Source organism: Pontibacter lucknowensis, from assembly GCF_900156415.1.
Taxonomy (GTDB): Bacteria; Bacteroidota; Bacteroidia; order Cytophagales; family Hymenobacteraceae; genus Pontibacter; species Pontibacter lucknowensis.
The window spans coordinates 144,806-166,796 of record NZ_FTNM01000007.1 but is presented as its reverse complement, the minus strand read 5'-3'; the positions used below and the strand labels follow the sequence as shown (position 1 = coordinate 166,796).

General features: G+C 49.5%; 23 protein-coding genes and 1 tRNA gene. 7 read left to right on the top strand and 17 right to left on the bottom strand.

All coding sequences use genetic code 11. The annotated features are described in order from the left end of the window. Positions 1–184: hypothetical protein (locus tag BW972_RS20100; protein ID WP_234986460.1), on the top strand; the 184-nt coding region annotated here is incomplete at its 5' end. Positions 185–809: 625 nt separating this feature from the next. Here BW972_RS20100 and BW972_RS19325 read toward each other — a convergent pair. From BW972_RS19325 to rpmH, 5 genes are all read right to left on the bottom strand, one after another. After that, entirely contained in the window at positions 810–1,322 is a 513-nt protein-coding gene (locus tag BW972_RS19325) for a DUF2480 family protein (protein ID WP_076423316.1), read from the bottom strand. A gap of 9 nt (positions 1,323–1,331) precedes the next feature. After that, complete coding sequence (tsaB, locus tag BW972_RS19320) at positions 1,332–2,030, bottom strand: tRNA (adenosine(37)-N6)-threonylcarbamoyltransferase complex dimerization subunit type 1 TsaB (RefSeq protein ID WP_007658994.1); 699 nt, start codon at positions 2,028–2,030, stop codon at positions 1,332–1,334. A gap of 105 nt (positions 2,031–2,135) precedes the next feature. Next, positions 2,136–3,785 carry a S41 family peptidase gene (locus BW972_RS19315; RefSeq protein WP_007658996.1) on the bottom strand — a complete coding sequence of 550 codons (1,650 nt, stop codon included), beginning with the start codon at positions 3,783–3,785 and terminating at the stop codon, positions 2,136–2,138. A gap of 28 nt (positions 3,786–3,813) precedes the next feature. Beyond that, positions 3,814–4,206 (bottom strand): ribonuclease P protein component, encoded by a 393-nt coding sequence (gene rnpA, locus BW972_RS19310; RefSeq protein ID WP_076423315.1) that lies wholly within the window; start codon positions 4,204–4,206, stop codon positions 3,814–3,816. Between the two features lie 57 nt (positions 4,207–4,263). After that, on the bottom strand, positions 4,264–4,422 hold the full coding sequence (rpmH, locus tag BW972_RS19305) for a 50S ribosomal protein L34 (protein ID WP_007659000.1): 159 nt from the start codon (positions 4,420–4,422) through the stop codon (positions 4,264–4,266). Positions 4,423–4,651: 229 nt separating this feature from the next. On the opposite strand from rpmH, the gene BW972_RS19300 reads away from it, so the two are divergent. After that, positions 4,652–6,376, top strand: coding sequence for a M61 family metallopeptidase (locus BW972_RS19300; RefSeq protein WP_076423314.1), 1,725 nt, complete (start codon positions 4,652–4,654; stop codon positions 6,374–6,376). Here BW972_RS19300 and BW972_RS19295 read toward each other — a convergent pair. The 9 genes from BW972_RS19295 to BW972_RS19255 form a co-directional block, all read right to left on the bottom strand. Then, positions 6,373–7,608, bottom strand: coding sequence for an NAD(P)/FAD-dependent oxidoreductase (locus tag BW972_RS19295; protein WP_076423313.1), 1,236 nt, complete (start codon positions 7,606–7,608; stop codon positions 6,373–6,375). The genes BW972_RS19300 and BW972_RS19295 overlap by 4 nt on opposite strands. A gap of 204 nt (positions 7,609–7,812) precedes the next feature. Next, complete coding sequence (locus BW972_RS19290; protein WP_007659007.1) at positions 7,813–8,013, bottom strand: hypothetical protein; 201 nt, start codon at positions 8,011–8,013, stop codon at positions 7,813–7,815. Positions 8,014–8,169: 156 nt separating this feature from the next. Then, a complete protein-coding gene (locus tag BW972_RS19285) occupies positions 8,170–9,093 on the bottom strand; it encodes a PfkB family carbohydrate kinase (RefSeq protein WP_076423312.1) in 924 nt (307 codons plus the stop codon). Between the two features lie 153 nt (positions 9,094–9,246). Continuing rightward, positions 9,247–9,323, bottom strand: a tRNA-His gene (locus tag BW972_RS19280). 133 nt (positions 9,324–9,456) lie between these two features. Further along, complete coding sequence (locus BW972_RS19275) at positions 9,457–9,825, bottom strand: DUF6980 family protein (protein WP_076423311.1); 369 nt, start codon at positions 9,823–9,825, stop codon at positions 9,457–9,459. 62 nt (positions 9,826–9,887) lie between these two features. After that, complete coding sequence (locus BW972_RS19270) at positions 9,888–10,358, bottom strand: DinB family protein (RefSeq protein ID WP_076423310.1); 471 nt, start codon at positions 10,356–10,358, stop codon at positions 9,888–9,890. 23 nt (positions 10,359–10,381) lie between these two features. Continuing rightward, the gene (locus BW972_RS19265; protein WP_076423309.1) at positions 10,382–11,716 is read right to left on the bottom strand and encodes a dihydroorotase; all 1,335 of its coding nucleotides are present in this window, start codon (positions 11,714–11,716) and stop codon (positions 10,382–10,384) included. A gap of 106 nt (positions 11,717–11,822) precedes the next feature. After that, positions 11,823–13,052, bottom strand: coding sequence for a serpin family protein (locus BW972_RS19260; protein WP_076423324.1), 1,230 nt, complete (start codon positions 13,050–13,052; stop codon positions 11,823–11,825). An 82-nt stretch (positions 13,053–13,134) separates the two neighbouring features. Beyond that, positions 13,135–13,749, bottom strand: a complete 615-nt coding sequence (locus tag BW972_RS19255) for a hypothetical protein (RefSeq protein ID WP_076423308.1) — start codon at positions 13,747–13,749, stop codon at positions 13,135–13,137. A gap of 128 nt (positions 13,750–13,877) precedes the next feature. Here BW972_RS19255 and BW972_RS19250 point away from each other — a divergent pair, with 128 nt between their 5' ends. Further along, on the top strand, positions 13,878–15,221 hold the full coding sequence (locus BW972_RS19250; protein WP_076423307.1) for a DEAD/DEAH box helicase: 1,344 nt from the start codon (positions 13,878–13,880) through the stop codon (positions 15,219–15,221). A 37-nt stretch (positions 15,222–15,258) separates the two neighbouring features. On the opposite strand, the gene BW972_RS19245 is transcribed toward BW972_RS19250, so the two are convergent. The 3 genes from BW972_RS19245 to upp all read right to left on the bottom strand — a co-directional run bounded on the left by BW972_RS19245 (position 15,259) and on the right by upp (position 16,873). After that, on the bottom strand, positions 15,259–15,666 hold the full coding sequence (locus tag BW972_RS19245; protein WP_234986459.1) for a small multi-drug export protein: 408 nt from the start codon (positions 15,664–15,666) through the stop codon (positions 15,259–15,261). Positions 15,667–15,751: 85 nt separating this feature from the next. After that, positions 15,752–16,195 (bottom strand): GNAT family N-acetyltransferase, encoded by a 444-nt coding sequence (locus BW972_RS19240; RefSeq protein WP_076423306.1) that lies wholly within the window; start codon positions 16,193–16,195, stop codon positions 15,752–15,754. Between the two features lie 15 nt (positions 16,196–16,210). Continuing rightward, complete coding sequence (gene upp, locus BW972_RS19235) at positions 16,211–16,873, bottom strand: uracil phosphoribosyltransferase (RefSeq protein ID WP_007655643.1); 663 nt, start codon at positions 16,871–16,873, stop codon at positions 16,211–16,213. 216 nt (positions 16,874–17,089) lie between these two features. Between upp and BW972_RS19230 the strand changes: the two genes are divergently transcribed. The 4 genes from BW972_RS19230 (at position 17,090) to lpcA (ending at position 21,918) form a co-directional block, all read left to right on the top strand. Continuing rightward, entirely contained in the window at positions 17,090–18,769 is a 1,680-nt protein-coding gene (locus tag BW972_RS19230; protein WP_007655642.1) for a hypothetical protein, read from the top strand. A gap of 256 nt (positions 18,770–19,025) precedes the next feature. Next, on the top strand, positions 19,026–20,864 hold the full coding sequence (locus BW972_RS19225) for an ABC transporter ATP-binding protein (RefSeq protein ID WP_040574049.1): 1,839 nt from the start codon (positions 19,026–19,028) through the stop codon (positions 20,862–20,864). 128 nt (positions 20,865–20,992) lie between these two features. Continuing rightward, the gene (locus tag BW972_RS19220) at positions 20,993–21,334 is read left to right on the top strand and encodes a hypothetical protein (protein ID WP_076423305.1); all 342 of its coding nucleotides are present in this window, start codon (positions 20,993–20,995) and stop codon (positions 21,332–21,334) included. 8 nt (positions 21,335–21,342) lie between these two features. After that, positions 21,343–21,918, top strand: a complete 576-nt coding sequence (gene lpcA / locus BW972_RS19215; protein ID WP_076423304.1) for a D-sedoheptulose 7-phosphate isomerase — start codon at positions 21,343–21,345, stop codon at positions 21,916–21,918. Positions 21,919–21,991 lie beyond the last annotated feature (73 nt).

Sequence of the window (21,991 nt, the reverse complement as noted above, 5' to 3'; positions counted from 1 at the left end):
TTCCTTTTTCCTGCGGCCCCTGTTAGGAGCCTTCCGGAATCCGTTTCATTTCGAAGCGGGCTGCAAAGGTAAGCAGATCTTTTCAACCTGCAAGCACCAAGGCAAAACTTTTTTTTCTTTTCTTCAGGCTCTGTTACCAGTCTTTCAAGAATCCCCTTCCTTTCGAAGCGGGCTGCAAAGGTAAGAAGAGTTCTGACATCTTCAACACCCCGCGCAAAGTTTTTTTCAGTCTCTTTCCGTCTGGCGGCCTTTCGGCTCAACCACCGGTGGCCGCCCTGCCGGCTGCCCTCTTTCCCCGACCCGTTGTACCGTGTGGGGAGTGCAAAGGTCGCAATAGTTTCCGGATCCGCAAGGGGGCAGATCTACCTTTGTGCCCCCTCCCCCGCAGGTTCCGCCTAAGTGCCTGAGGCGCACGGCGAATAATTTCAGAAAATCTTTCGGGTTTTGTCGCCTCTCAGCAATACAGGCTGTTATTACCTGCATTGCTAAGAGTCTGTTTGTTTTCAGAGCTCTTTATCACTCCAAGAAATAGGTTGCTTAGTTCGCAACACATAAGGAGATTGCTTCTGCAATCTATGGATATGCCCTATGCTACTTGCGTCAGTTCCCCGCGCGCTAGAGTGTAACATCATTTTTCTTCCCTGAAGTTCCAAATGTGATTTATTTTTTTAATCTTTTTTTCGCCCTTATTTTCACTTGTGCATCACTATTACCTTTCACTACTGCTCCTCTATTTCCTACGCTATATAAAGCAGCAGGGCCCTTTCCTGAAGAAAGGGCCCTACTATCTATCTAATGCTAAAATCAGTCTATGCTGTTTTTGGCTTCTTATATAATGGAACAGTACTACATGGTTCGCCATACATCAGGCTACTCACAACTGGGAGAAGTTTTCGCATGATCTCTACATAAGCATAAGTTGGAACAGGTATACTGCCACATCCTTTGATCACAACTTTCCCATCCCGGTATTCTTCCGGATCTATTTTAGCAATCGCTTCCTGCATTAACGCTTGCTCTAGTGCTTCCAGGTCGCCGAACACGTAATAGTTAGCATGCGCCTGAAGCTTTGTCGCGAGCAGCATATAGGCCCAGGTCGGCACGATGGCATCAACTGAGCAGATGATGGCCACGTTCTTTCCAGCATACATGGACCATTCATGCTCTTTCACGAAGGCTCTGAAATCCTTCTCCCGAAGAATCAAACCCTGGAACAGGTTATCCTTAATATCATACACCACCCGCTCACCTGGATGAAGCAGTTCTTCCAGGTTCAGCGTTACAAGTGCGCTTTGTGCTACTTTGTTTATTATATCTGACATTGTTATAGCTTATTTAATCGTGTTCTTAGTAGGACTTGTTATATAAACATCCTTCAGATAGAAGGGTTCATAATAGGCCACGTCTTCAAATGCTTGTTGCTCGTACTTCACCGTCGCGAGTTGACCGATCGGTTTTGCAGATGGCTGTATACTATCTATGAACAATGCATGCTTATTTCCCTCCACCAACTTTTTGAACTTGCCAGCTCCGTTGCCAAAAAAAATGATCGGTTGACTTGTTAGTTGCTCCTGAAAGCTTTGCTCGTCCAACACTACAGGAGTCACTGGCATCAGCTCTTCCAAGTCGGAGCTGAGAAGACAGGTATAGACTTCCATACGGCGGGCATCGATCATGGGGCAAAACAAGTAGTGCTGCGCATTAGGCACACTATCGATTGCCTGCTTCGCCAAACCATATAAAGTAGAGACCTCCAGCAGTGGGATGTCCAGCGAGTAGCAAAGACCTTTGGCTGTGGAGCTGCCGATGCGCAAACCCGTGTAAGACCCCGGCCCTCCCGATACAGCCACAGCGCTCAGGTTGTGCAGGGTATAGCCACAGTTCTCAACAAGCTGCGAGATCATGACCGTAATATGTGAGGAGTGGGACTTTTCAATCTGCAGCTCAGATGCCCCAAGCAGGTCCGCTCCTTTATATAAGGCAACAGAACATACAGTAGAAGAGGTTTCGAGCGCGAGGAGTAGTGGCATAATTGAACTTATAATGAATGAGATGACAAAAGTACGGCCGAAAGATCAAGAAACAAAAAGGGTGATACCGTACCAGCACCACCCTTCTATTTATACCTTATCCTTTTACTTCACTTTCAGGTAAGACGCATACTCCTGCTGATCGCTGAGCACACGCTTTGCCATCAGTATATCCGGGTCGTCATCAAACGAAGACTCGATATAGCCCTTTTGCAGATAGTAACGGGAAGCGATCTCAGCCTCCAGCATTTCCTGTATCTCAGTACGGAAACGCATCAGGTCATTCGACTTGTTATGCGAAACCTTTTTCTTGATGGCATCCAGCTCCAGCTTGATGTCATCCAGGTGTTTGCCATCCTTCGCCTGCTCTGTCAGATCTTCCAGCTCGCGTTCTATCTTAGTAGTGTAGTTCACATCTTTGTTATCCAGGAAAGCAACGAACTGCTGGTAGTCAGCATCAGTCAGCTTAAACTGCTTGGCCGAAGGTATAGTAGGATTCTCGGCTCTATACTTATTGGCATACTCAAAGAAGTAACCTTTGGCTGCGATGGTTCTGGCGATTTCAGAGTAAGTCTTGCGGGTAACTTCCACATCCGGGCTTACACCACCTCCATCATAGACAATACGTCCGCCGGCTGTTTTGTGAGCCACTTTAAGCGAATCCGGAATTTTGCCGGCGCTACCGTCTTCATTGCGGTGCTTGTAGTCAATTGCCTGGATGCTACGGCCGCTCGGGATGTAGTACTTGGCAGTTGTTACTTTAAGTTGTGAGTTATAGGAAAGCGGGCGGGTAGCCTGTACCAAACCTTTACCGAATGTGCGCTCCCCTACCAGCACAGCACGGTCATAGTCCTGCATCACACCGGCTACAATCTCTGAGGCAGAGGCACTGCGCGAACTGGTCAGAATGACCATAGGCATGCTTTTATCGAGTGGCTCATCCAGCGCCTTGTAAGTCTTGTTCCACTCTTTTACTTTGCCTTTAGTGCTAACGATATCCCGGCCTTTGTCAACAAACAGATTGGAGATGTTCACAGCTTCGTGCAGCAAACCACCCGGATTGTCACGCAAATCGAAAATGATTTTCTTAGCTCCCTGCTCTTTCAGTTTCTGCACCGCGGTCCTTACCTCCTTAGAGGCATCCACTGTGAAGCCTGACAATTGGAAGTAACCGATCTCATTGTCGATCATGCCATAGTAAGGCACATTGTCAACCATGATGTTAGCGCGGGTTAGCTCTACTGTTCGGGATTTGTTCTGTCCGTAGCTGCGCACCTCCAGTTTTACAGTAGAGTTGGCCTGCCCCTTCAGCAACTTACTCACTTCAGAGGTAGTCTTACTGGAAACGTTTACGCCGTCGATCTTAACGATCTCGTCGCCAATCACCAGACCAGCTTTGTGAGCAGGCGAGTTTTCATACGGCATTTGCACCACAATCTTGTTGTTGCGGCTACCGATGAGCGCACCGATGCCACCATACTGCCCGGTGGTCATGGTTCTGAAATCCTCAATATCGTCTTCGGGAATGTAGTTGGTATAAGGGTCGAGCGACTTGAGCATCGCGTCTATACCTGTGCGCACCAGTTTGGATGGCGGCACTTCGTCTACATAGTAGGTATTTACTTCTTTGAAAAGCGTGGCAAAAACGTCGAGGTTTTTGGCAATTTCGAAATAGCGCTCCGACTCTGTCTTAAAGGAGAAGAGGGTCAGCGCAAGGCAGCCAATGAGGAGGCCGGCTATAGACTTCTTATACATAATATTCCGGGTTTAGGGCGGGGTAAGACTATCTAGTCAAACAACGTTCCAAACCGGAAATTAGTTTTTTTTGGATTGTATCAAAGGATTTTTTTTCCTTGCCGATGTAAATAATGGCAAGGAGGCTGGGGGCCTGCCCTTGATTTTGGGTAAGAATGTGCTTGTTAAGGCGGTAAGCCTCACGCATCTGACGCTTCAGGCGGTTACGGTCGACGGCACGCTTAAAATGGCGCTTCGATACCGATATAACCAACTGTGTATTGTCGGAAAGAGCATCTTCAGGTGTGTGATAGACAAACCTGAGCGGATACAAATTAAAAGAAGAACCCTTGCTAAACAGCAGCGAGATTAGGCGCTTACTGCACAAGCGTTCTTCTTTCGAAAATGTATAGGAATTCGGTTGCGGAGCTTTATCGTTCATTCACGGGGTCCATTCAATAATAGAGCGGCTCCGGATTGAGCAAAGCACAACCGAAAATTAAGCCTTGTGTCTTCTTTCGTCAGAAACAGTCAGTTTCTTTCTGCCTTTAGCTCTTCTGCTAGCTAGCACTCTTCTTCCGTTAGCGGTTTCCATTCTTGATCTGAAACCGTGCTTGTTTCTTCTTTTTCTCTGCGAAGGCTGGAATGTTCTTTTCATCGTCTGCCAATGGTTTTATTATGGCCTGCAAAATTAGGGAAGCTTTTCTAAAATAGCAATCCCACCTCCTATATTATTTCAAAAAATACAGAAAAAGGGGCTTGCTGATCATTCTAAACCATTAATAACGCGTAGCTATACCTTAATTTGGAGATCCTGCGAACCCCGTATACCTGTGCTAAGCGCAAATTACTTTAATTTTACACCGAACCCCATACCATCTCTTGTTATGATCCGGCACCATATTTCCTACACTAATCCGCTCACGCATTTTCTGGATATCACCATCACCATACCTGATAACAACCACCAGGAGCTATACCTTCAGCTGCCCGCCTGGCGCCCGGGCCGCTACGAGCTGCAGCACTTTGCCCAGAAGCTGCGTGTTGTTACGGCCCATGCAGACGGCGCGGCTATACCTGTGCGCAAGGTCACCAAGGACCGATGGCTGGTTGAGACAAATGGTGCAGCGCAGATCGAGGTACGCTACAGCTTCTATGCCCGGCAAATGGACGGCGGCGGCTCCTGGCTCGACGAGGAGCAGCTATACCTGAACGGCATCAACTGCCTTATGGCGGTGGAAGGCCGTGAGCAGGAGCCGCAGCAAATACAGCTAGCTATACCTGCCGACTGGCAAATCGCCTGCGGACTACCCGAGACGGAGCCGCATACCTTGCAGGCTGAGAATTATGACCAGCTGGTGGACAGCCCACTGATTGCCAGCGCCTCCCTCCAAAAAGAGACTTATACCTTGGCTGGTATACCTTTCCACATCTGGATACAGGGTAGCTGTCGGCCGGACTGGAAGCGGATCAAGCAGGACTTCGAGGCATTCACAAAGGAACAGCTGGAGGTGTTCGGCGATTTCCCTGTAGCGGATTACCATTACCTGAACGAAATCCTCCCCTACCGTTTCTATCATGGCGTAGAACATGTCAACTCTACCATCATTACGCTCGGGCCCGGCGAACTGCTGATGACACCTGCCCTGTACAAGGAGTTTCTGGGCGTAAGTTCACATGAGCTCTTCCATACGTGGAACGTGAAGCAAATCCGCCCCAAGGAGATGCTGCCCTATGACTTTACCGGGGAGAATTACTTCCGGACGGGCTATGTGGCAGAAGGCATAACAACCTACTACGGCGACTACATGCTGGTGCGCTCGGGCGTGTTTACGGCAGCGCAATATTTCGACGAACTCAACACCACCCTGCAGCGCTATTTCGCCGACTACAGCCGAAACAACATGTCTGTGGCCGACTCCTCTTTCGACCTCTGGCTGGATGGCTACAAGCCCGGTATACCTGATCGCAAAGTGTCTATCTACATCAAAGGGGCTTTAACGGCCATGCTACTAGACCTGCAGCTGCGTCGTGCTACCTCCAATCAAGCCAGCCTGGACGTGGTGATGCGCCAGCTTTGGGAAGAGTTTGGTAAGCGAGGTATAGGCTACACCGAACAGGATTATGAACAGCTCGTGCTGCGTGTCGGAGGGGAAGAATTCAGGAGCTATTTTGATCGCTACATCAATGGTACCGCTCCTATTGAAGATGCCCTGGGCGAAGCACTTCACTACATGGGCTGTACGCTACAAGCAGAAGAAAACGCCATGATTACCGAGCGGCTATTCGGTTTCAAAACGGTTGCTGATACCCAAATAACCAAAATAACAGCCATTGCACCTGACTCACCTGCCAGCACGGCATTAAGTATAGAGGATGAACTGATAGCGGTAAACGGACGGAAAATTGAGCAGAATCTGCAGTCTCTATTGGCTGATACGGACCTCATGCAAGGTATAAAGCTGATGCTTTTCCGAAATAAAAAGCTTCGCCAGCTAAGGCTGGAGCCAAGCCAGCAAACCTACTACACGAAATATAGTATTGCCAAGCGACCGAACGCGACAGACTCCGAAAAACAGAACTTTAAGCTCTGGTTGAAACAGGAGTTCTAGTTAAAAATCAGCTTGAGGTAGAAAGACGGCTGCTTGAGTCGCTCACGCAGGTCGAGGTCAGTGAACATGCAGGAGATGGTTTCGGCCAGTGCCTGGTTTTTGGAGGCTTTGCTGGCTACCTGGTTAAAAAGCCACGGGTAGTCTAGCAGGCGCTGCATGCGGCGGCTCAGCTTGAGTTCCTTCCAGAGGCGGTTATAAACTGCCTTGTCGTAGCCCTGCATGAAGCCGGAGGAGAAGTTCTTCTCCTGCAGGCACAACTCTGCTTGTGCAGCCGCCCATCGACCGCTGATCATGGCGTTACTGATGCCTTCGCCGGTAAAGGGATCGATCAGGGAAGCGGCATCGCCCACCAGCATGTAGTTATCGCCGGAGATCACCCGCTTCTTAGAACCCAGCGGCAGGCCATAGCCTTTGATATAACCCATCAGTTCGGCACCGGCAAAGCGTTGCTTGAATTCCGGATGGCTTTCGATCATGCGCAGCATTTCCTTTTTCAGGTTCACCTTTTTCTGGCTCACCGTCTCGCTCAGCATACCTACGCCTACATTGGCATAGCCACCCGGCAGCGGGAATATCCAGAAATAGCCCGGCAAAAAATCCTTCAGGAAGTGCAGCTCAATGAAATTGTCTTTGTCCAGCCCTGATACATTTTTGTAATATGCCCGAAGGCCGGCGCAATAGTGGTCCGACTCCTGCTTTATACCTGCCGTCTGTCGAGCAAAGGAAGAGTGCGCCCCGTTGGCTGCAATCAGCAATCGTGTGCTGAACTGATGCCCGCCGCTTTTATCTGTCAGCGAAAATCCCTGATCCGTTCTTTCAATTTTGGCCATGTCCATACCTTCCAGCAGCGTTATCTCAGGCCGCTGCCTTACTTGTTCGATCAGGAAATTGTCGAAGTCTATCCTCTTGGAGATGTAACCGGAAGGGATATCCTGCGCAGGGTCGTAGTTATGTTTGAAAGGCACGCTCAGTTTGTGCCCGGCTGGCGAGATAAAATGAATGCCCCAGGAGGGTAGTTGCGTCTGTTGTTCGCCCAACATGGCGGGCATGCTGGGATCGATACGCTTCAGTTCGTTCACCACTTTGCCGCTCAGCGCATCGCCGCATACCTTGTCTCTGGGGAATACTGCTTTGTCAAGAAGCACACTGCGGATGCCCTTATTGGCCAGGTGCAGGGCTGCTGTAGCACCGCCCGGCCCGGCGCCCAGTATACAGATGTCGTGTTGCTGCATGCTTTGCTTCTATTGAACGAATCTAAAAATAAACAGCAAACCCGAACCTAGCGCTATACCTGCTCAAAAAAGGACATAAAAAAAGGAAAGCCCTCAGGCCTTCCTCTCCTTTTCCATAGTCTTATTTTGTATTCCTGGCGTGCTTACTTTTTGTAAGAGGTGTTGTTAGCACCATCCGCCAGGTCAGTTTTGGTCGCTTTACTTTTATTTTTTGTCGTAAGGCATGTTATTACCGCCCTTTGCCAGGTTACGGTTCGGGTTCTGCACTTTTGTCTCGCTATCGTTCAACGCATTTCGGTTCGGATTCGTGTCGATGTTACCCATTGGCTTTTTAGGATCTTTGCCTTCCGGGTTATTCTTTTTTAACTCGTCCAGTGTTTTTTTATTTTCGTTTTTTAAGCTCATTTTCGTCAGTTTTAAGGTAATCTATACTTTAGTTTTACCTTTAACACCTCCACTTTGTTACATTTTAGTACAATTTCACCTCATACTACCTATGTGCATAAAGCGAAAAAGGGAAGCCGTAGCCTCCCTTTTTCGTAATATATAAATTTCTTATACTTAGGATAATACTGTATCAAAAGCCACCAGGCTCACAAACTGCTGCACGCGGTTGTCAATTTCCTGCTGACCCAGGTTCTTCAGTCTTTCAGTACCAAATTTCTCAACACAGAACGACGCCATGGCCGAACCGTGGATGATCGCACGCTTCATATTCTCGAAGCTGATGTCGCCTGTGGCGGCGATGTAGCCGATGAAACCTCCTGCAAAGGTATCGCCTGCTCCGGTTGGGTCGAACACTTCTTCCAGCGGAAGGGCCGGAGCGAAGAATACTTTGTCATCGTGGAACAGCAGGGCACCGTGCTCACCTTTTTTGATGATCAGGAATTTCGGGCCCATCGCCATGATCTTACGGGCAGCTTTTACAAGTGAATACTCACCACTCAGCTGGCGTGCCTCTTCGTCGTTGATCGACAGCACGTCCACCATACCAATCGTCTGCTGAAGTTCCTCCATGGCAATATCCATCCAGAAGTTCATGGTGTCCATCACGATCAGCTTCGGGCGGTTGGTCAGGCGCTCCAGCACCGTGCGCTGCACCTGTGGCGCCAGGTTGCCCAGCATCAGATACTCGCAGTTCTGGTAAGCCTCCGGGATGATCGGATCGAAATCACCCAGTACGTTCAGCTCCGTTACCAGCGTTTCGCGGCTGTTCATGTCATTGAAGTAGCGGCCAGACCAGAAGAAAGACTTCTCGTTCTCCTTTACCTGCACGCCTTCGGTGTTGATGTTGCGCTGGTGCATCAGGCCGATATGGTCCTGATCAAAATCGCCACCCACAACCGACACCACGTTCACGGGCTTTACAAAGTAAGAAGCCGACAGCGAAATGTATGTGGCGGCACCGCCTACGATCTTATCTGTTTTCCCGAAGGGTGTTTCCAGCGCGTCAAACGCCATCGAACCTACTACTACTAAGCTCATATCTTTGAATTGTTGATTGTTAACTTAATTGTTGATTGTTAAATGGTTAAATTGTTGTTTCAATAATGAATTTATTATCACCCATTTAACCATTCACACATTTAGCAATGCAATATAAATAAAAAAAGCCCCTGAAGGTTTGCTTCAAGGGCTTGGGGTGGAAGATGGGTCTCGAACCCACGACCCCCAGAATCACAATCTGGTGCTCTAACCAACTGAGCTACAACCACCGTGTCTCGTTTGAGAATGCAAATATACGTGCCGTTTTCTTATTTACAATACGCAGAAGGCATTTTTTTGAATAAAATTCGTATCTCCCTGTTTGCTTTAGACTTACAAATCAGCCTCCGTTAGGTATAGCGCTTACTTATTCAGTTTCGTGCCGCACCAGGGGCAGTAGTTGATCACGACCATGGTGGCGCTGCCATTGTGCACAGGTATACCGTACAGTCCTTCATCCCACTGATTGATCACTACTTCCGGATCGTCATACCTGATCTCTCCGTCGGTATCCAGGCTTTCGTATACCTTGTCAGCCATCATCAGGCAACAGTAACTTTCATAAGCAAAGCCTTTGCTCTTTAGTTTATCGGTAATTGCCCAGTTATAGCAGGCTTCGTCTTCATGGATAGCTTCTTCGTACGCCTCGAACTCCTCCGACTGAAGCACTTCCTCCGGCAGTTCTTTCCCAAAAAAGCGGGCATGCAACTCCTTGAACTTTGTTAACTCCATTTGCTTGTTCCCTATATTCTCCTAACTGAGGTTCTCTATCAAAGGTAATTCCCTGTTTTAATCTAGCGCATAATATCGGTATCAACCGGAACATAGCCCAGGTGCCGGCTCAGCGACAGAATCTGGCCTTTGTGGTGATACTCATGCGTGATGACGTGGGTAAACAGCTTGAGCGGGTTTGCTTTGGTACTCGTATCGTTGATACTGACCTCCAGGTTTGTAAGATAACTTCGCCCAAAGCTCGCAACAAATTCCTCTACCAGTTTATCTATCTCCTGGAACAGTAGCCAGGCATCTTTAATGTTCTGAACAGCTTCGTAGGATGTAAATGCCACCTCCTTTTGCAGCGCCTGCTCACCAAGCCAGAATTCATAGGTATTGGCGATATGCACCAGCAGGTTCCGGATGCTTCCTCTCCCAAATGAGCTGTTTTCCTGGCAAAAATCTGCTGCTGATATGGTTTCACAGTATTGCAGGAGCACTTCCCGCGACCCTCTTACCCAATCATACTGCAGCGACATAATGCTTTCCATACCTATCTTATTAAATCACGGAACTATCTGTCGAACAAAAGGCGCTCTCCTTTCTTGCTCTCATCGAATGTGCCGTTGGCAAAAGCAAGGTGCCCGGAAACCAAGGTATGGGTGATGGTACTGCTAAAGGTATGGCCTTCGAAAGGTGACCAGTTGCATTTATAGTAGGTATTGTCTTTGGAAACGGTATATGGCTTGTTCAGGTCTACCAGCACCAGGTCAGCCCAGTAGCCTTCACGGATGTAGCCACGTTCGCGTACGTTGAAAAGGATAGCTGGCGCGTGTGCCATTTTCTCCACCACTTTCTCGATCGTCAGTTTGCCCTGCTTTACGAACTCAAGCATCATCTGCACGGAGTGTTGTACCAGCGGCACGCCACTTGGTGCCTGCTTGTACTTGCCCTGCTTCTCCTCCCAGGTATGTGGGGCATGATCAGTGGCGATCACATCGAGTTTGTCATCCAGCAGTCCTTGTAACAGGCCTTCTTTGTGACGGTGCTCTTTTATAGCCGGGTTGCACTTGATCTGAGTACCGAACTTGTCGTAGTCTTCTTTATCAAACCACAGGTGGTGTACGCATATTTCAGCGGTTATACGCTTCTGCTCCAGCGGAATGTCATTGCGGAACAGCTTCAGTTCTTCTTCCGTGGAGATGTGCAGGATGTGCAGTCGGGTATTATGCTTCTCAGCCAGCTTTACGGCCAGGTAGGATGATTTAAAACAGGCCGCTTCGTTGCGAATCTCCGGATGGCACTTCACAGGTATATCCTCGCCGTACTTCTCTTCATAGATGGCCATGTTATCGCGAATAGTCTGTTCGTCCTCGCAATGCACGGCAATCGGCAGTTTGGCTTTCGCAAAGATTTGGTCCAGCGTCTGCTCATTGTCTACGAGCATGTTCCCCGTGGAAGAACCCATGAAAATCTTAATGCCGCAAACCGTGTTTGGGTTGGTGAGCAACACCTCCGCCAGGTTATCGTTGGTGGCACCTATGTAAAAGGAGTAGTTTGCCAGTGAGGTCTCGGCGGCAATCTTATACTTATCTTCCAGCAGTTCCTGCGTTATGGCATTTGGCACCGTATTCGGCATCTCCATAAACGATGTAGTACCGCCTGCCACTGCTGCTCTCGCCTCAGTCTCGATGTTTGCCTTGTGCGTGAGCCCCGGCTCCCGGAAGTGCACCTGGTCATCGATGGCACCGGGAATCAAGTGCAGGCCGGTGGCGTCGATCGTCTCGTCGGCTTCGGCTTCTATACCCTGTCCTATCTGTGCGATGCGGCCTTCTTTTACCAATACATCGGCTGTGGTGGTGCTTCCTTCGTTTACAAGCTGTGCGTTCTTTATCAGGATAGATTTCATGCTGCTAAGGTATGTGCTAGACAAAGTTAACACACATTAGCAAAGTTTCCCGCACAAAAGCGCCCTGATTGCTATACCTTGAAGATAAAAACTATACCTCCCGCAATTAAGGCTGCATCAGTTTGCCGATGAACAGGATGGCACCTGAGGATTTTTCGCGGATCATGAATACGAAGGGGCGGTCTACTCGGTAGCTGGCTGGCATAGATGTCAACTCTATACCCACTGAGGTGACAGCTGCGGCTTCTGTGCCTTCTTCGTTTACTTCCACAAAGGTTTTGTGCTTCACCTGTGAAATCGCCAGGTTATTATGCCCCTCTATCATGCGGCTGAAGTCCGCCCCACCCGAAAAAGCGACGCCCATACCCAGGTCGATCAGCATGGCGTTCAGTTCTTCTTCGTACTCCATTTTAAACTTAGGCATTTGCAATTCCCAGCTTACTTCACGCCCTTCTGCAAGCCACCTCGACAGGTTGTCTGGATTTAGCTGCGGAATAATGTTCTGCACGCTATTTTCTCCGCTTGGCATCACAATCGTCATGCTGTACTGCTCGTTCCCGTAAGGCAGGTCAATCAGGTCAACGGTGTTGTCGCGGTAGTACAGGTACTCACCTTTCTTCATGGTCATGAAATCATGGGTGACACTGCTGCCATTTTCAAGCAAGAATTGCCCCGGCTTAGTGAGGTTTTTATCGAAAGGATAGGTCCAGGTGCCTTTAAAATAGATGGCATTGATCAGGAACAAAACCTGATCCCGCTTTATCTCATCCAGTATTTTATCAATCTTATTGTTGGTGCTGTTCTTCACCCAACTATTGATCTGCCCAACAGAGGCGGGCGAAGCAAAATCTAGACCTTGCACCGTGGCGTTGAAATACTCTTTGTTCGTCTTGATAAAAGGCGCCTGAAGCCGTACCAGGTTGCTATGCCAAAGGGAATTGGCTGAGGTAAAGATCACTTTCCTGTCTATACCTTGCAACAGAGCAATCAGGTCTTTAAAGGATTTGTTAATGTCTTCATCAGAGGCTTCCTCAAAACCAAGCGTTCGCCCGATGGCTTGTTTTGTCTCGCCATCCGCCCCGTTGAAAGCCATGGTAAGCGCCATGCTGATACTGAGCGGCGAGATGAAAATATTTTCAGCCTCTTCGGCTTTGCTGAGCTCCGCAAAGGACCTAAAAGCAAAGTCATTGGAGCTGGTTACCGTTTTCTGCTCCTGCACCGTCAGCGGACGGATATTGGGTGTGTTGGGTCCTTCGTCTACCATCTCTTTTTGGCAACCCGAAAATATACTCATTGCCACAAGGGCTATACCTGACAATAATATGCTTTTGCTCATGAGGAACATTGGATTAAGGTCTATACCTGAAAGACCCTAATGGGAGTGAGATGGTTGCATGCGTTGTTTTACCTTATCTTATTCACCAAGGGAAACATTGTGGCCCAACTGCTCCCCCACCATACTCCAGCACTACCTGATCTGTATATAGCACATAAGTACAGCTGTCATTGTAGTTCGCTCTCAAGCTATCAGGTATAGGCTCATCAAACAGGTTATAAAAATACATGCCCATGCCACTACGCTGAAAACCGATATTAAAAGGAGTGCTGTTTGTTACAGAAATGCAGCCAGCTTCATCCAATTTTGCCTTGAGGGTCTTTAATGTTTTACGTGACCAGCCTAATGCAGTAATCATAGAGTCAACTTTTAATGATTCTATCTCCAGGTCCCAATTGTTATCACGCAATGTTTTTCCTGTAACCTCATCTAAAGTGGATATATGAAAAATATTTAGCTTTTGATTGTCAGTAAACTCAATTTTGACGGTATGATGGGCAGGTACAATAGATTGATAATATGATTTGAGTGCATGCATTTCAGCTCGTTTGAGATCGTAATGCTCGATCAGCTCCTCCTTTGTGTAGTCCCTGTCAAAGGCTCCAAAGGCAGACATGATCATCAGAAGGACACTTATGTAACCAATGAAGGCTATACCTGCCAAAATAAGAACCCACTTAAGAATCTTTTTGAACATACATTAAACTGAATGGCGCTTTCAATATATAAGATTCAAGATACTACAATTCCGTAACAACACATCCAGCTTTATCCCCCTCCCACAAATTTCCCGTACCTTTGCATATCAACACGATTAGAAATACCATGGCAGAAGAAGCCGAGAAAGAAATAACTACGTTTGAAGATTTTAAGCTGAACCGACAGCTGCTCAACGCCATCGAGGAGGCCGGCTACGAAAAACCGACGCCTATCCAGCTCAAGGCTATACCTGTGATCATGGGCGGGCACGATGTGATGGGCATTGCCCAGACCGGCACCGGCAAAACCGCAGCCTTCCTGCTGCCTATCCTGATGAAGGTGAAGTATGCGCAGGGCACTAACCCGCGTGCCGTTATCCTGGCCCCTACCCGCGAGCTGGCCATGCAGATCGAAGAGAATATCACGCTGCTGGGTAAGTACACAGACTTGCGCCATACCGTTATTTATGGCGGATTGGGCCCAAAGACTCAAATTGAGACCATCAACAAAGGTATTGACATATTGGTAGCCACACCGAAGCGACTGATGGAGCTATACCTGAAAGGCGAGCTTATATTAAAAGAGATCAAAACGCTGGTACTGGACGAAGCCGACAAGATGATGGACATGGGTTTTATGCCGCAGATTCGTCAGCTGCTGGAAGTTCTGCCGCGCAAACGCCAGAACCTGCTTTTCTCAGCCACGATGCACCCGAAGGTGGTGGAGCTGTCCGAGGAGTTTCTGGAGTTCCCGACCCGCATTGAGGTGACACCACAGGCTACGCCGGTGGAAACGGTGAGCCAGGTGCTGTACCAGGTGCCCAACCTGCGCACCAAGATCGCCATGCTCGAGCACCTGATTCAGGACAGAGAAACTTTCAACCGTGTAATCATCTTTACCCGCAGCAAGAAAAACGCTGAGAACGTGGCCAAATTCTTAGAGCGCCGCGAGTACGGCGAAGTACGGGCCATCCACGGCAACAAGGGCCAGAATACACGCATCAACTCCATGGAGGCTTTCAAGGGAGGCGAAGTCCGCTTCCTGGTAGCAACTGATGTGGCATCCAGAGGTATAGACGTGACGATGGTGAGCCATGTGATCAACTTCGATGTGCCTTTTGTGTACGAAGACTACGTGCACCGCATCGGTCGCACCGGTCGTGCTGAGAACGTGGGCGCCGCCATCACTTTTGCAAACCCTGCGGAGATGTATCATATCCGGAAAATCGAGAAACTGATCCGGATGCAGATACCAGAGGAGCCGATGCCAGCTGAGGTAAAGATTCACGACATCACGTTTGAGGAGCAGCAGGCGATTGCCCGTGACATTGACCACCAGAAGCGCAGTGAGAACCCGGACTTTAAGGGTGCCTTCCACGAAAAGAAAGCTATACCTAAGAAGCGACCTGATAGCAAGCGTGACCCCAGAGCCTCGTTCTGGCAAAAAACGAAAAAGAAGAAAAAGAAATAGCATGTGCACCCTGTCCGATAAGGCAGGGTGTTTTTGTTTACAGATACTCGAGCGCTATTTCCTGAAAACGGTACACCAGGCCTGTCAGAACAAAGCCCCACATGGTGCCGCTCCAGAGCATGTGCAGGAAGATCTGCCGACGTGGCACGCCGAACACGGCAGCTACTATAGTACCGAAAACGGGTGTAAGAAAAAGCGGCGTGAAGAAGGCAACGCCTACAACGCCAAAGTTGCGCCAGATGCGCACCACCCGGCGGCTCCGGCGACTGAATACAGGTCTGTTGTAGTTTCGGCGATAACGGGAGTACCATCGGGCTGCTTCCCTCCCGACAAACGAAAACACCAGCACGCTCGTCATCATACCGGCTACGGTCAGGAGCACGGTTTCGAGGTAAGCCATCCCCAGCGACATACCTGCCAAAGGCCCACCTATGAACTTGACCATACTGATCAGGTATACCGACATGTATTTAAGAAGCTCCTCCACTACCTCTTCTGAACGCTGATGCGAGTTTAAAATTTTGAAGGCACTAAGCGCCCAGATTCATTTTCATTTGATACAGGTCGATTCCCTTCGCCCAAAAATCCTGCTCCACCTTCTCCAGTTCAAAGCCGAGTTTTTGGTAAAACGGATACACCAACTGACTCGTCCGCACCTGCAGCCACTGCATTCCGGGCATTTCCTTTAACTTGTTGATACGAAACAAGGTGAGCTCCCGTCCTATGCCTTTGCCCTGAAACGCAGGGTGTATCAGATCCCAGGACAGTCTGGCCCAGGTATGGCCATCGAAGTAATTGATGCCGCCGGCACCTACGACTTGCCCGTCCTGTTCTATTACATAGTAGTCTTCAAGACGCTCATGCAGGTATAGCACAAAGTCATCTTCCTCTTCAGGAGCAAAATAAGTTGGCGTATTGAGCCGCAAAATCTGCAAGAGTGCCTCCTGGTCGGCTGAGGTATAGGGCCTGATCATGATGAACGGGCATGGCTACACCTTCGGACCGAATGCAAGGTCGCCGGCATCGCCCAGTCCGGGAACGATATAGAAGTTTTCGTTCAGGTGATCATCCATAGCCCCCAGCCAGATGTGCGCCTCCGGAACCTCCTGCTGTATGTAAGCTACTCCCTCCGGAGAAGCGATGGCAGCGGCAATGTGCACCTGCACTGGTTTGCCGTGGCGCAGCATGCCTTTATAAGACTTTACCAGCGACCGACCGGTGGCCAGCATCGGGTCGGCCAGAATCAGGATCTTGTCGTGCAGGTCCGTGGAGGCCAGGTACTCCATGTTGATCTGCAGCTCGGTGTTTTGCTCCTCTACCCTATAAGCGCCTACAAATGTACTGTACGCCTTGTCAAAGTAGTTAAGCATGCCATTGTACATTGGTAATCCGGCTCTGAGGATAGTGGCCAGCACAGGCTGCGCCGTCAGCAGCTGGGTTTGGGTAGTAGCCAGAGGCGTTACGATGTCGCGGTTTTCGTAAGGAAGCGTTTTGGATATCTCGTAGGCCAGCAGCTCACCCAGGCGCTCCAGGTTGCGGCGGAAGCGCAGGCTGTCGTGCTGCACCGATACGTCGCGCAGTTCGGCTACAAAATGGTTGGCAAGCGATGGGGCTGCTGTGAGTATGTGCAGGTTATCTTTTTGCATGAGCATGGCTGTTTTTAATGACCTAAAGATAAGGTCTTTCGGGCGTACGGCAATCTCCGGCTGCCAAAAACGTTGAACTGTGCAGACCCCATATCTGTATAAGTCTGACCTATACGTGCTTTCGGTAATCTGCATCATGCAATTTCATGTGTTTTTGTTAATATTGTGAATTCTAAATAAGTACCTTACAAATCGCTTTCCCCTGATTAGAACTTTCCTCTTATGAGAAATATATTTGCCGCCATGGCACTTAGTCTGCTGGCTATACCTGCTGTGCAGGCGCAGGATGTGTATGTGCCCTACGACCGCGACACCTATCACCTGATAGACCGCTACCAGATCAAGCTGGGCTCAAAAGTACCGCAGATGCACACCAATGTACGCCCGATCGGTCGCAAAGAAGTAGCTGAACTAGCTGAGGCTGCCATTGGAGAACCTCGCTCCAATGCCGACATGTTCAATATCCAGTACCTGCTCAACGACAACTGGAACTACACCACCCAGGCAAACGATAACATCAGCGAGCGCCCAATCTTCAACACGTTCTACCGTAACAAAACGGATCTCTACCACTACGACTCCGAGGATTTCACCCTGCGCGTAAATCCGGTACTGCACCTGGAACTCGGCAATGATAGCGAGAGCAGCGGCGTTCGTTACGTCAATACACGCGGTATCCAGCTGGAGGGTAGCATCGACAATCGTTTCGGCTTCTATACCTTTATCGGAGAAAACCAGGCCCGCTTTGCTGATTATGTGGAGGACCGCATCCGCCGCGACGGAGTGGTGCCGCACGAAGGACTCTGGAAAACCTTTAAAGGCGACGGCTACGACTTCCTGACGGCACGCGGCTACATGAACTACTCCCTCTCGAAGCATGTGGAGATACAGCTGGGCCACGACCGCCACTTCATCGGCGACGGCTACCGCTCACTGGTATACTCCGACTACGCTCCGCCGGCTTTCTTCCTGAAACTGAACACCCGCGTTTGGCGCCTGCACTACATGAACCTGTTCCAGGAGCTCACCGCCGACTACCGCCGTCGTGGGGGTGGAGACCGCCTGTTGCCTAAGAAGTATATGGCCTTGCACCGCCTCGGCATCAACATCACCGACAACTTTAATGTGGGTTTGTTTGAGCAGATCATCTTTGGTCGTGAGAGAGGCCGCTTTGAGCTGCAGTACCTCAACCCGGTGATCTTTTATCGCAGTGTGGAGCACAACCTGGGCAGCCAGGACAATGCCATGCTGGGCCTTGATTTCCGCTGGAACCTCTTCAACACAGCACAGCTTTACGGCCAGCTGGTGCTCGACGAGTTTGTGCTCAACGAAGTAACAGGCGGTAATGGCTGGTGGGCTAACAAGCAAGCCGGTCAGATCGGCGCCAAGTACATCGACGCTTTTGGTCTTTCTAATTTAGACCTGCTGGGTGAGGTGAACATCATACGCCCCTATACCTACCAGCACCGCGACGGCAGCTCCAACTACCAGCACAACCGCCAGCCGCTTGCCCACCCAATGGGCGCCAACCTGTATGAATTTGTAGGTATAGCCCGTTACCAGCCGCTGCCGCGCCTCCAACTGGTAGGCAAGGCCATTGCAACCCGCTTCGGCCAGGACGAGATCACGGCAGAAGGCGACACCATCAACTGGGGCAACAACGTGAACCTGGACTACAACTCAAGGCCGTTCAACTACGGCCACGAGATCGCGCAAGGCATCACCACCAACCAGCTGCACCTCGACCTGACGGCCACTTACCAGTTCAAGCACAACCTGTTCGTGGACGTGAAGGGCATCATCCGCCGCACTGAGGCTGATGTAAGCTCACTTAGCAAAAACACGGTGTTTACCTCTGTAGCCTTGCGCTGGAACATTGCGCAGCGACTGCACGAATTTTAACAGACAGGTATAGCTATACCTTGAGCGGGGAGTCTTTAGAAATAAAGACTCCCCGTTTTCGTTTTAAAAGCTCGCTATACATACCTGTCCTAATTTAGCTATCTTTGCAGCGGCTAAGCATACGGCAGGTATAGCGCGGCCTACAATATTGTAATTCATTAATACTTAAAAACTTCCGGCAAGCTACTCGTGTGTTACGGGGAGCAATCGGGGCAGCCTCCTATACCTGTAACAGGTAGGGATGGCCTATATCAACATGAAGACTTATCTCCGGATACTGCAGTTCGCAAAGCCATACAGTCGCTTTGTGCCGCTTTACACCATCTATACTATACTGGGCATCATTTTCGGCCTGCTCAACTTTACGCTGCTTATTCCGCTGCTTAATGTACTTTTTGGAACTGTAGGCGCTGACGAGGCCGTGACCATGGTGACGACCAAGCCAGAATTCAGCCTCTCAATCGAGTATTTCAAAGACTTCTTTAACTTCCACTTCGGACAGGTCATTCTGGAGCAGGGACGGCAGGGGGCGCTTCTTTTTGTCTGTATAATCGTAGTGATTTCTGTTTTCCTGGCCAACCTGTTCAAGTACCTGGCTTTTCGGGTGGTTGGCGCGCTGCGGGCGCATGTGGTAAAGAAAATTCGCCATGCCACTTATGAACGGGTGACACAGCTGCACATGGGTTATTTCAGCAACGAGCGCAAAGGCGACCTGATGACACGTCTTACGGTGGACATTCAGGAAGTGGAAAACTCGGTGGTGAACACGATGACGGTGGTTATCCGTGAACCAATTTCTATTATCGCTTTCTTTGTCGTGCTCTTTACCATGTCAGTGAAGCTCACGCTTTTCACACTTATCCTTCTTCCGCTCTCTGGTATACTCATCGCAGGTATAGCCAAGCGCCTGAAGCGGGCCGCGCAACAAGGCCAGGAGTCACTGAGCTTTATACTCACCATTATCGACGAAACGCTGAGCGGCATCCGGGTGATCAAGGCTTTTAATGCTGAGCCGTACATCCTGGACAAGTTCCATGACCAGAACAGTCGCTATGCTCGCTTACAGCGCTCTATTGCATACAAGCGCGATCTAGCCTCTCCATTCTCGGAGTTCATGGGTGTAACGGTAGTTGCCTTGCTCCTGTACTTTGGCGGCACCATGGTGCTGAACCAGGAATCTGACCTAAGCGCGGCGGAGTTTATAACTTACATCATCCTGTTCTCGCAGGTGCTTGTACCGGCGAAGGCCATGTCTGCAGCGTTCAGCAACATACAGCGCGGTTTGGTATCCGGCGACCGCATTCTGCAGGTAATCGATACGGAGCCACAGGTAAAGAACAAGCCAAATGCGAAGGTACTGCCGGAATTCCGTCACGAAATCGAGTTCCGGGATGTGAGCTTCAGCTACGGCGACCATGTTGTGCTGCAGGACATCAACCTCAGCATTGAGAAGGGCAAAACCGTGGCACTGGTAGGTCCATCCGGTGGTGGCAAGTCCACTCTTGCCGACCTAATACCGCGCTTCTACGACCCAACTGCAGGAGCCATCCTGATTGACGGGCACGACATCCGCGACTATACCATGGAGTCGGTTCGCGATACGATGGGCGTGGTGACGCAGGAGTCTATCCTTTTCAACGACAGCATTTTCAACAACATCGCCTTTAACAAAACCGATGCTACGGAAGAGGAAGTGATTGCAGCTGCTAAGATTGCCAACGCGCATGAGTTCATCGTGAAAACGCCTGAAGGTTATCAGACCATGATCGGCGACCGCGGTAGCCGCTTGTCTGGTGGACAGCGCCAGCGCCTGAGCATTGCAAGAGCGATTCTGCAGAACCCACCGATCCTGATTCTGGACGAGGCTACCTCGGCGCTGGATACTGAATCGGAGAAACTAGTGCAGGAAGCACTGACCAACCTGATGAAGAACAGAACCTCAATTGTAATTGCGCATAGACTGAGTACTATACAGCACGCCGATGAGATTGTAGTATTACAACAGGGCCGCATCGTAGAGCGTGGCAGTCATGAGGACCTGCTGCAGCACGGCGGATTGTACGCAAAACTTACACAAATGCAACTGGTATCCTAGCAGCACTTAGTGCTTTTGTGTTACCAACCATTGCTTTAAATTAAATTTTAGTGTTAACGTTTCGGTATATTCATATTTTTTTATAGCTTAGCCCGATACAGTTTTGCACCAAAATCCAACCTTGAAGCATGAAAGAACTTAAGACACTCTCTGATGTGGTCGTTTTTTGCTACGCTATGTTTATAGCACTTTTGCTAACAGACTTGCTAGACCATAAAGCCATATTTGAGATTGCGACTGAAGAGCAGGCGCTCACCCTTTACAAAGCACTCGGAGCAGTAGGCGCCGGATTAATGCTGGTAAAGTTGTTAATTGGAAAACTTTACATTACGTCGCTCAAATACGACAGGCACATGGCTCAGGTAAAAATCAACGAGCTGAAGGCCGATCTGTATGAGCGCAAACAAGCATACAGAAGCAACAGCTACAAAGAGTCTATCCGGATGGAGATGGCTGTAGCGAGCAACTAATATAATACATGACCCAGATCATACTTCAGGAGCTGCAGGAAGCACAACAGACGCTCAACAACTTTGTTGCAGACCCTAATAATATTGCCGCCATCGAAAAAGCGGCCAATGCCATGGCTGATGCTGTAGCAGCAGGTGGTAAGATCCTTTCGTGCGGCAACGGTGGCTCCATGTGCGATGCCATGCACTTTGCAGAAGAACTGACAGGACGCTACCGCAATAACCGACAGGCTATACCTGCCATTTCTATCTCCGACGTGAGTCATATGAGCTGCGTGGGCAATGACTATGGGTACGATCATGTTTTTTCCCGCTACATCGAAGCTTTAGGTAACAACGGCGATGTGTTGCTCGCCATCAGCACCAGTGGTAACTCTTCCAATGTGCTGAAAGCCGCCGCAGCCGCCAAGGCTAAAGGCATGACTGTAGTTGGTCTTACTGGCAAAGACGGGGGCAAACTAGCCGCCCTTTGCGACGTGGAAGTGCGCGTCCCACACCAGGGCTATGCCGACCGTGTGCAAGAGATTCATATCAAAGTCATTCATATTCTCATTCTTCTCATTGAAAAGAGAATCTGTGCTTAAATAGTAACAGGTATAAGACATCGCAGGGCACGTAGTTTCAGGTATAGCTATACCTGAAACTACGTGCCCTTTG

Coding starts and splice junctions, on each gene's coding strand:
- BW972_RS19325 (WP_076423316.1), bottom strand. CDS start 1,322: ATGTCAGATATAATAAACAAAGTAGCACAAAGCGCACTTGTAACGCTG.
- tsaB (WP_007658994.1), bottom strand. CDS start 2,030: ATGCCACTACTCCTCGCGCTCGAAACCTCTTCTACTGTATGTTCTGTT.
- BW972_RS19315 (WP_007658996.1), bottom strand. CDS start 3,785: ATGTATAAGAAGTCTATAGCCGGCCTCCTCATTGGCTGCCTTGCGCTG.
- rnpA (WP_076423315.1), bottom strand. CDS start 4,206: ATGAACGATAAAGCTCCGCAACCGAATTCCTATACATTTTCGAAAGAA.
- rpmH (WP_007659000.1), bottom strand. CDS start 4,422: ATGAAAAGAACATTCCAGCCTTCGCAGAGAAAAAGAAGAAACAAGCAC.
- BW972_RS19300 (WP_076423314.1), top strand. CDS start 4,652: ATGATCCGGCACCATATTTCCTACACTAATCCGCTCACGCATTTTCTG.
- BW972_RS19295 (WP_076423313.1), bottom strand. CDS start 7,608: ATGCAGCAACACGACATCTGTATACTGGGCGCCGGGCCGGGCGGTGCT.
- BW972_RS19290 (WP_007659007.1), bottom strand. CDS start 8,013: ATGAGCTTAAAAAACGAAAATAAAAAAACACTGGACGAGTTAAAAAAG.
- BW972_RS19285 (WP_076423312.1), bottom strand. CDS start 9,093: ATGAGCTTAGTAGTAGTAGGTTCGATGGCGTTTGACGCGCTGGAAACA.
- BW972_RS19275 (WP_076423311.1), bottom strand. CDS start 9,825: ATGGAGTTAACAAAGTTCAAGGAGTTGCATGCCCGCTTTTTTGGGAAA.
- BW972_RS19270 (WP_076423310.1), bottom strand. CDS start 10,358: ATGGAAAGCATTATGTCGCTGCAGTATGATTGGGTAAGAGGGTCGCGG.
- BW972_RS19265 (WP_076423309.1), bottom strand. CDS start 11,716: ATGAAATCTATCCTGATAAAGAACGCACAGCTTGTAAACGAAGGAAGC.
- BW972_RS19260 (WP_076423324.1), bottom strand. CDS start 13,052: ATGAGCAAAAGCATATTATTGTCAGGTATAGCCCTTGTGGCAATGAGT.
- BW972_RS19255 (WP_076423308.1), bottom strand. CDS start 13,749: ATGTTCAAAAAGATTCTTAAGTGGGTTCTTATTTTGGCAGGTATAGCC.
- BW972_RS19250 (WP_076423307.1), top strand. CDS start 13,878: ATGGCAGAAGAAGCCGAGAAAGAAATAACTACGTTTGAAGATTTTAAG.
- BW972_RS19245 (WP_234986459.1), bottom strand. CDS start 15,666: ATGGTCAAGTTCATAGGTGGGCCTTTGGCAGGTATGTCGCTGGGGATG.
- BW972_RS19240 (WP_076423306.1), bottom strand. CDS start 16,195: ATGATCAGGCCCTATACCTCAGCCGACCAGGAGGCACTCTTGCAGATT.
- upp (WP_007655643.1), bottom strand. CDS start 16,873: ATGCTCATGCAAAAAGATAACCTGCACATACTCACAGCAGCCCCATCG.
- BW972_RS19230 (WP_007655642.1), top strand. CDS start 17,090: ATGAGAAATATATTTGCCGCCATGGCACTTAGTCTGCTGGCTATACCT.
- BW972_RS19225 (WP_040574049.1), top strand. CDS start 19,026: ATGAAGACTTATCTCCGGATACTGCAGTTCGCAAAGCCATACAGTCGC.
- BW972_RS19220 (WP_076423305.1), top strand. CDS start 20,993: ATGAAAGAACTTAAGACACTCTCTGATGTGGTCGTTTTTTGCTACGCT.
- lpcA (WP_076423304.1), top strand. CDS start 21,343: ATGACCCAGATCATACTTCAGGAGCTGCAGGAAGCACAACAGACGCTC.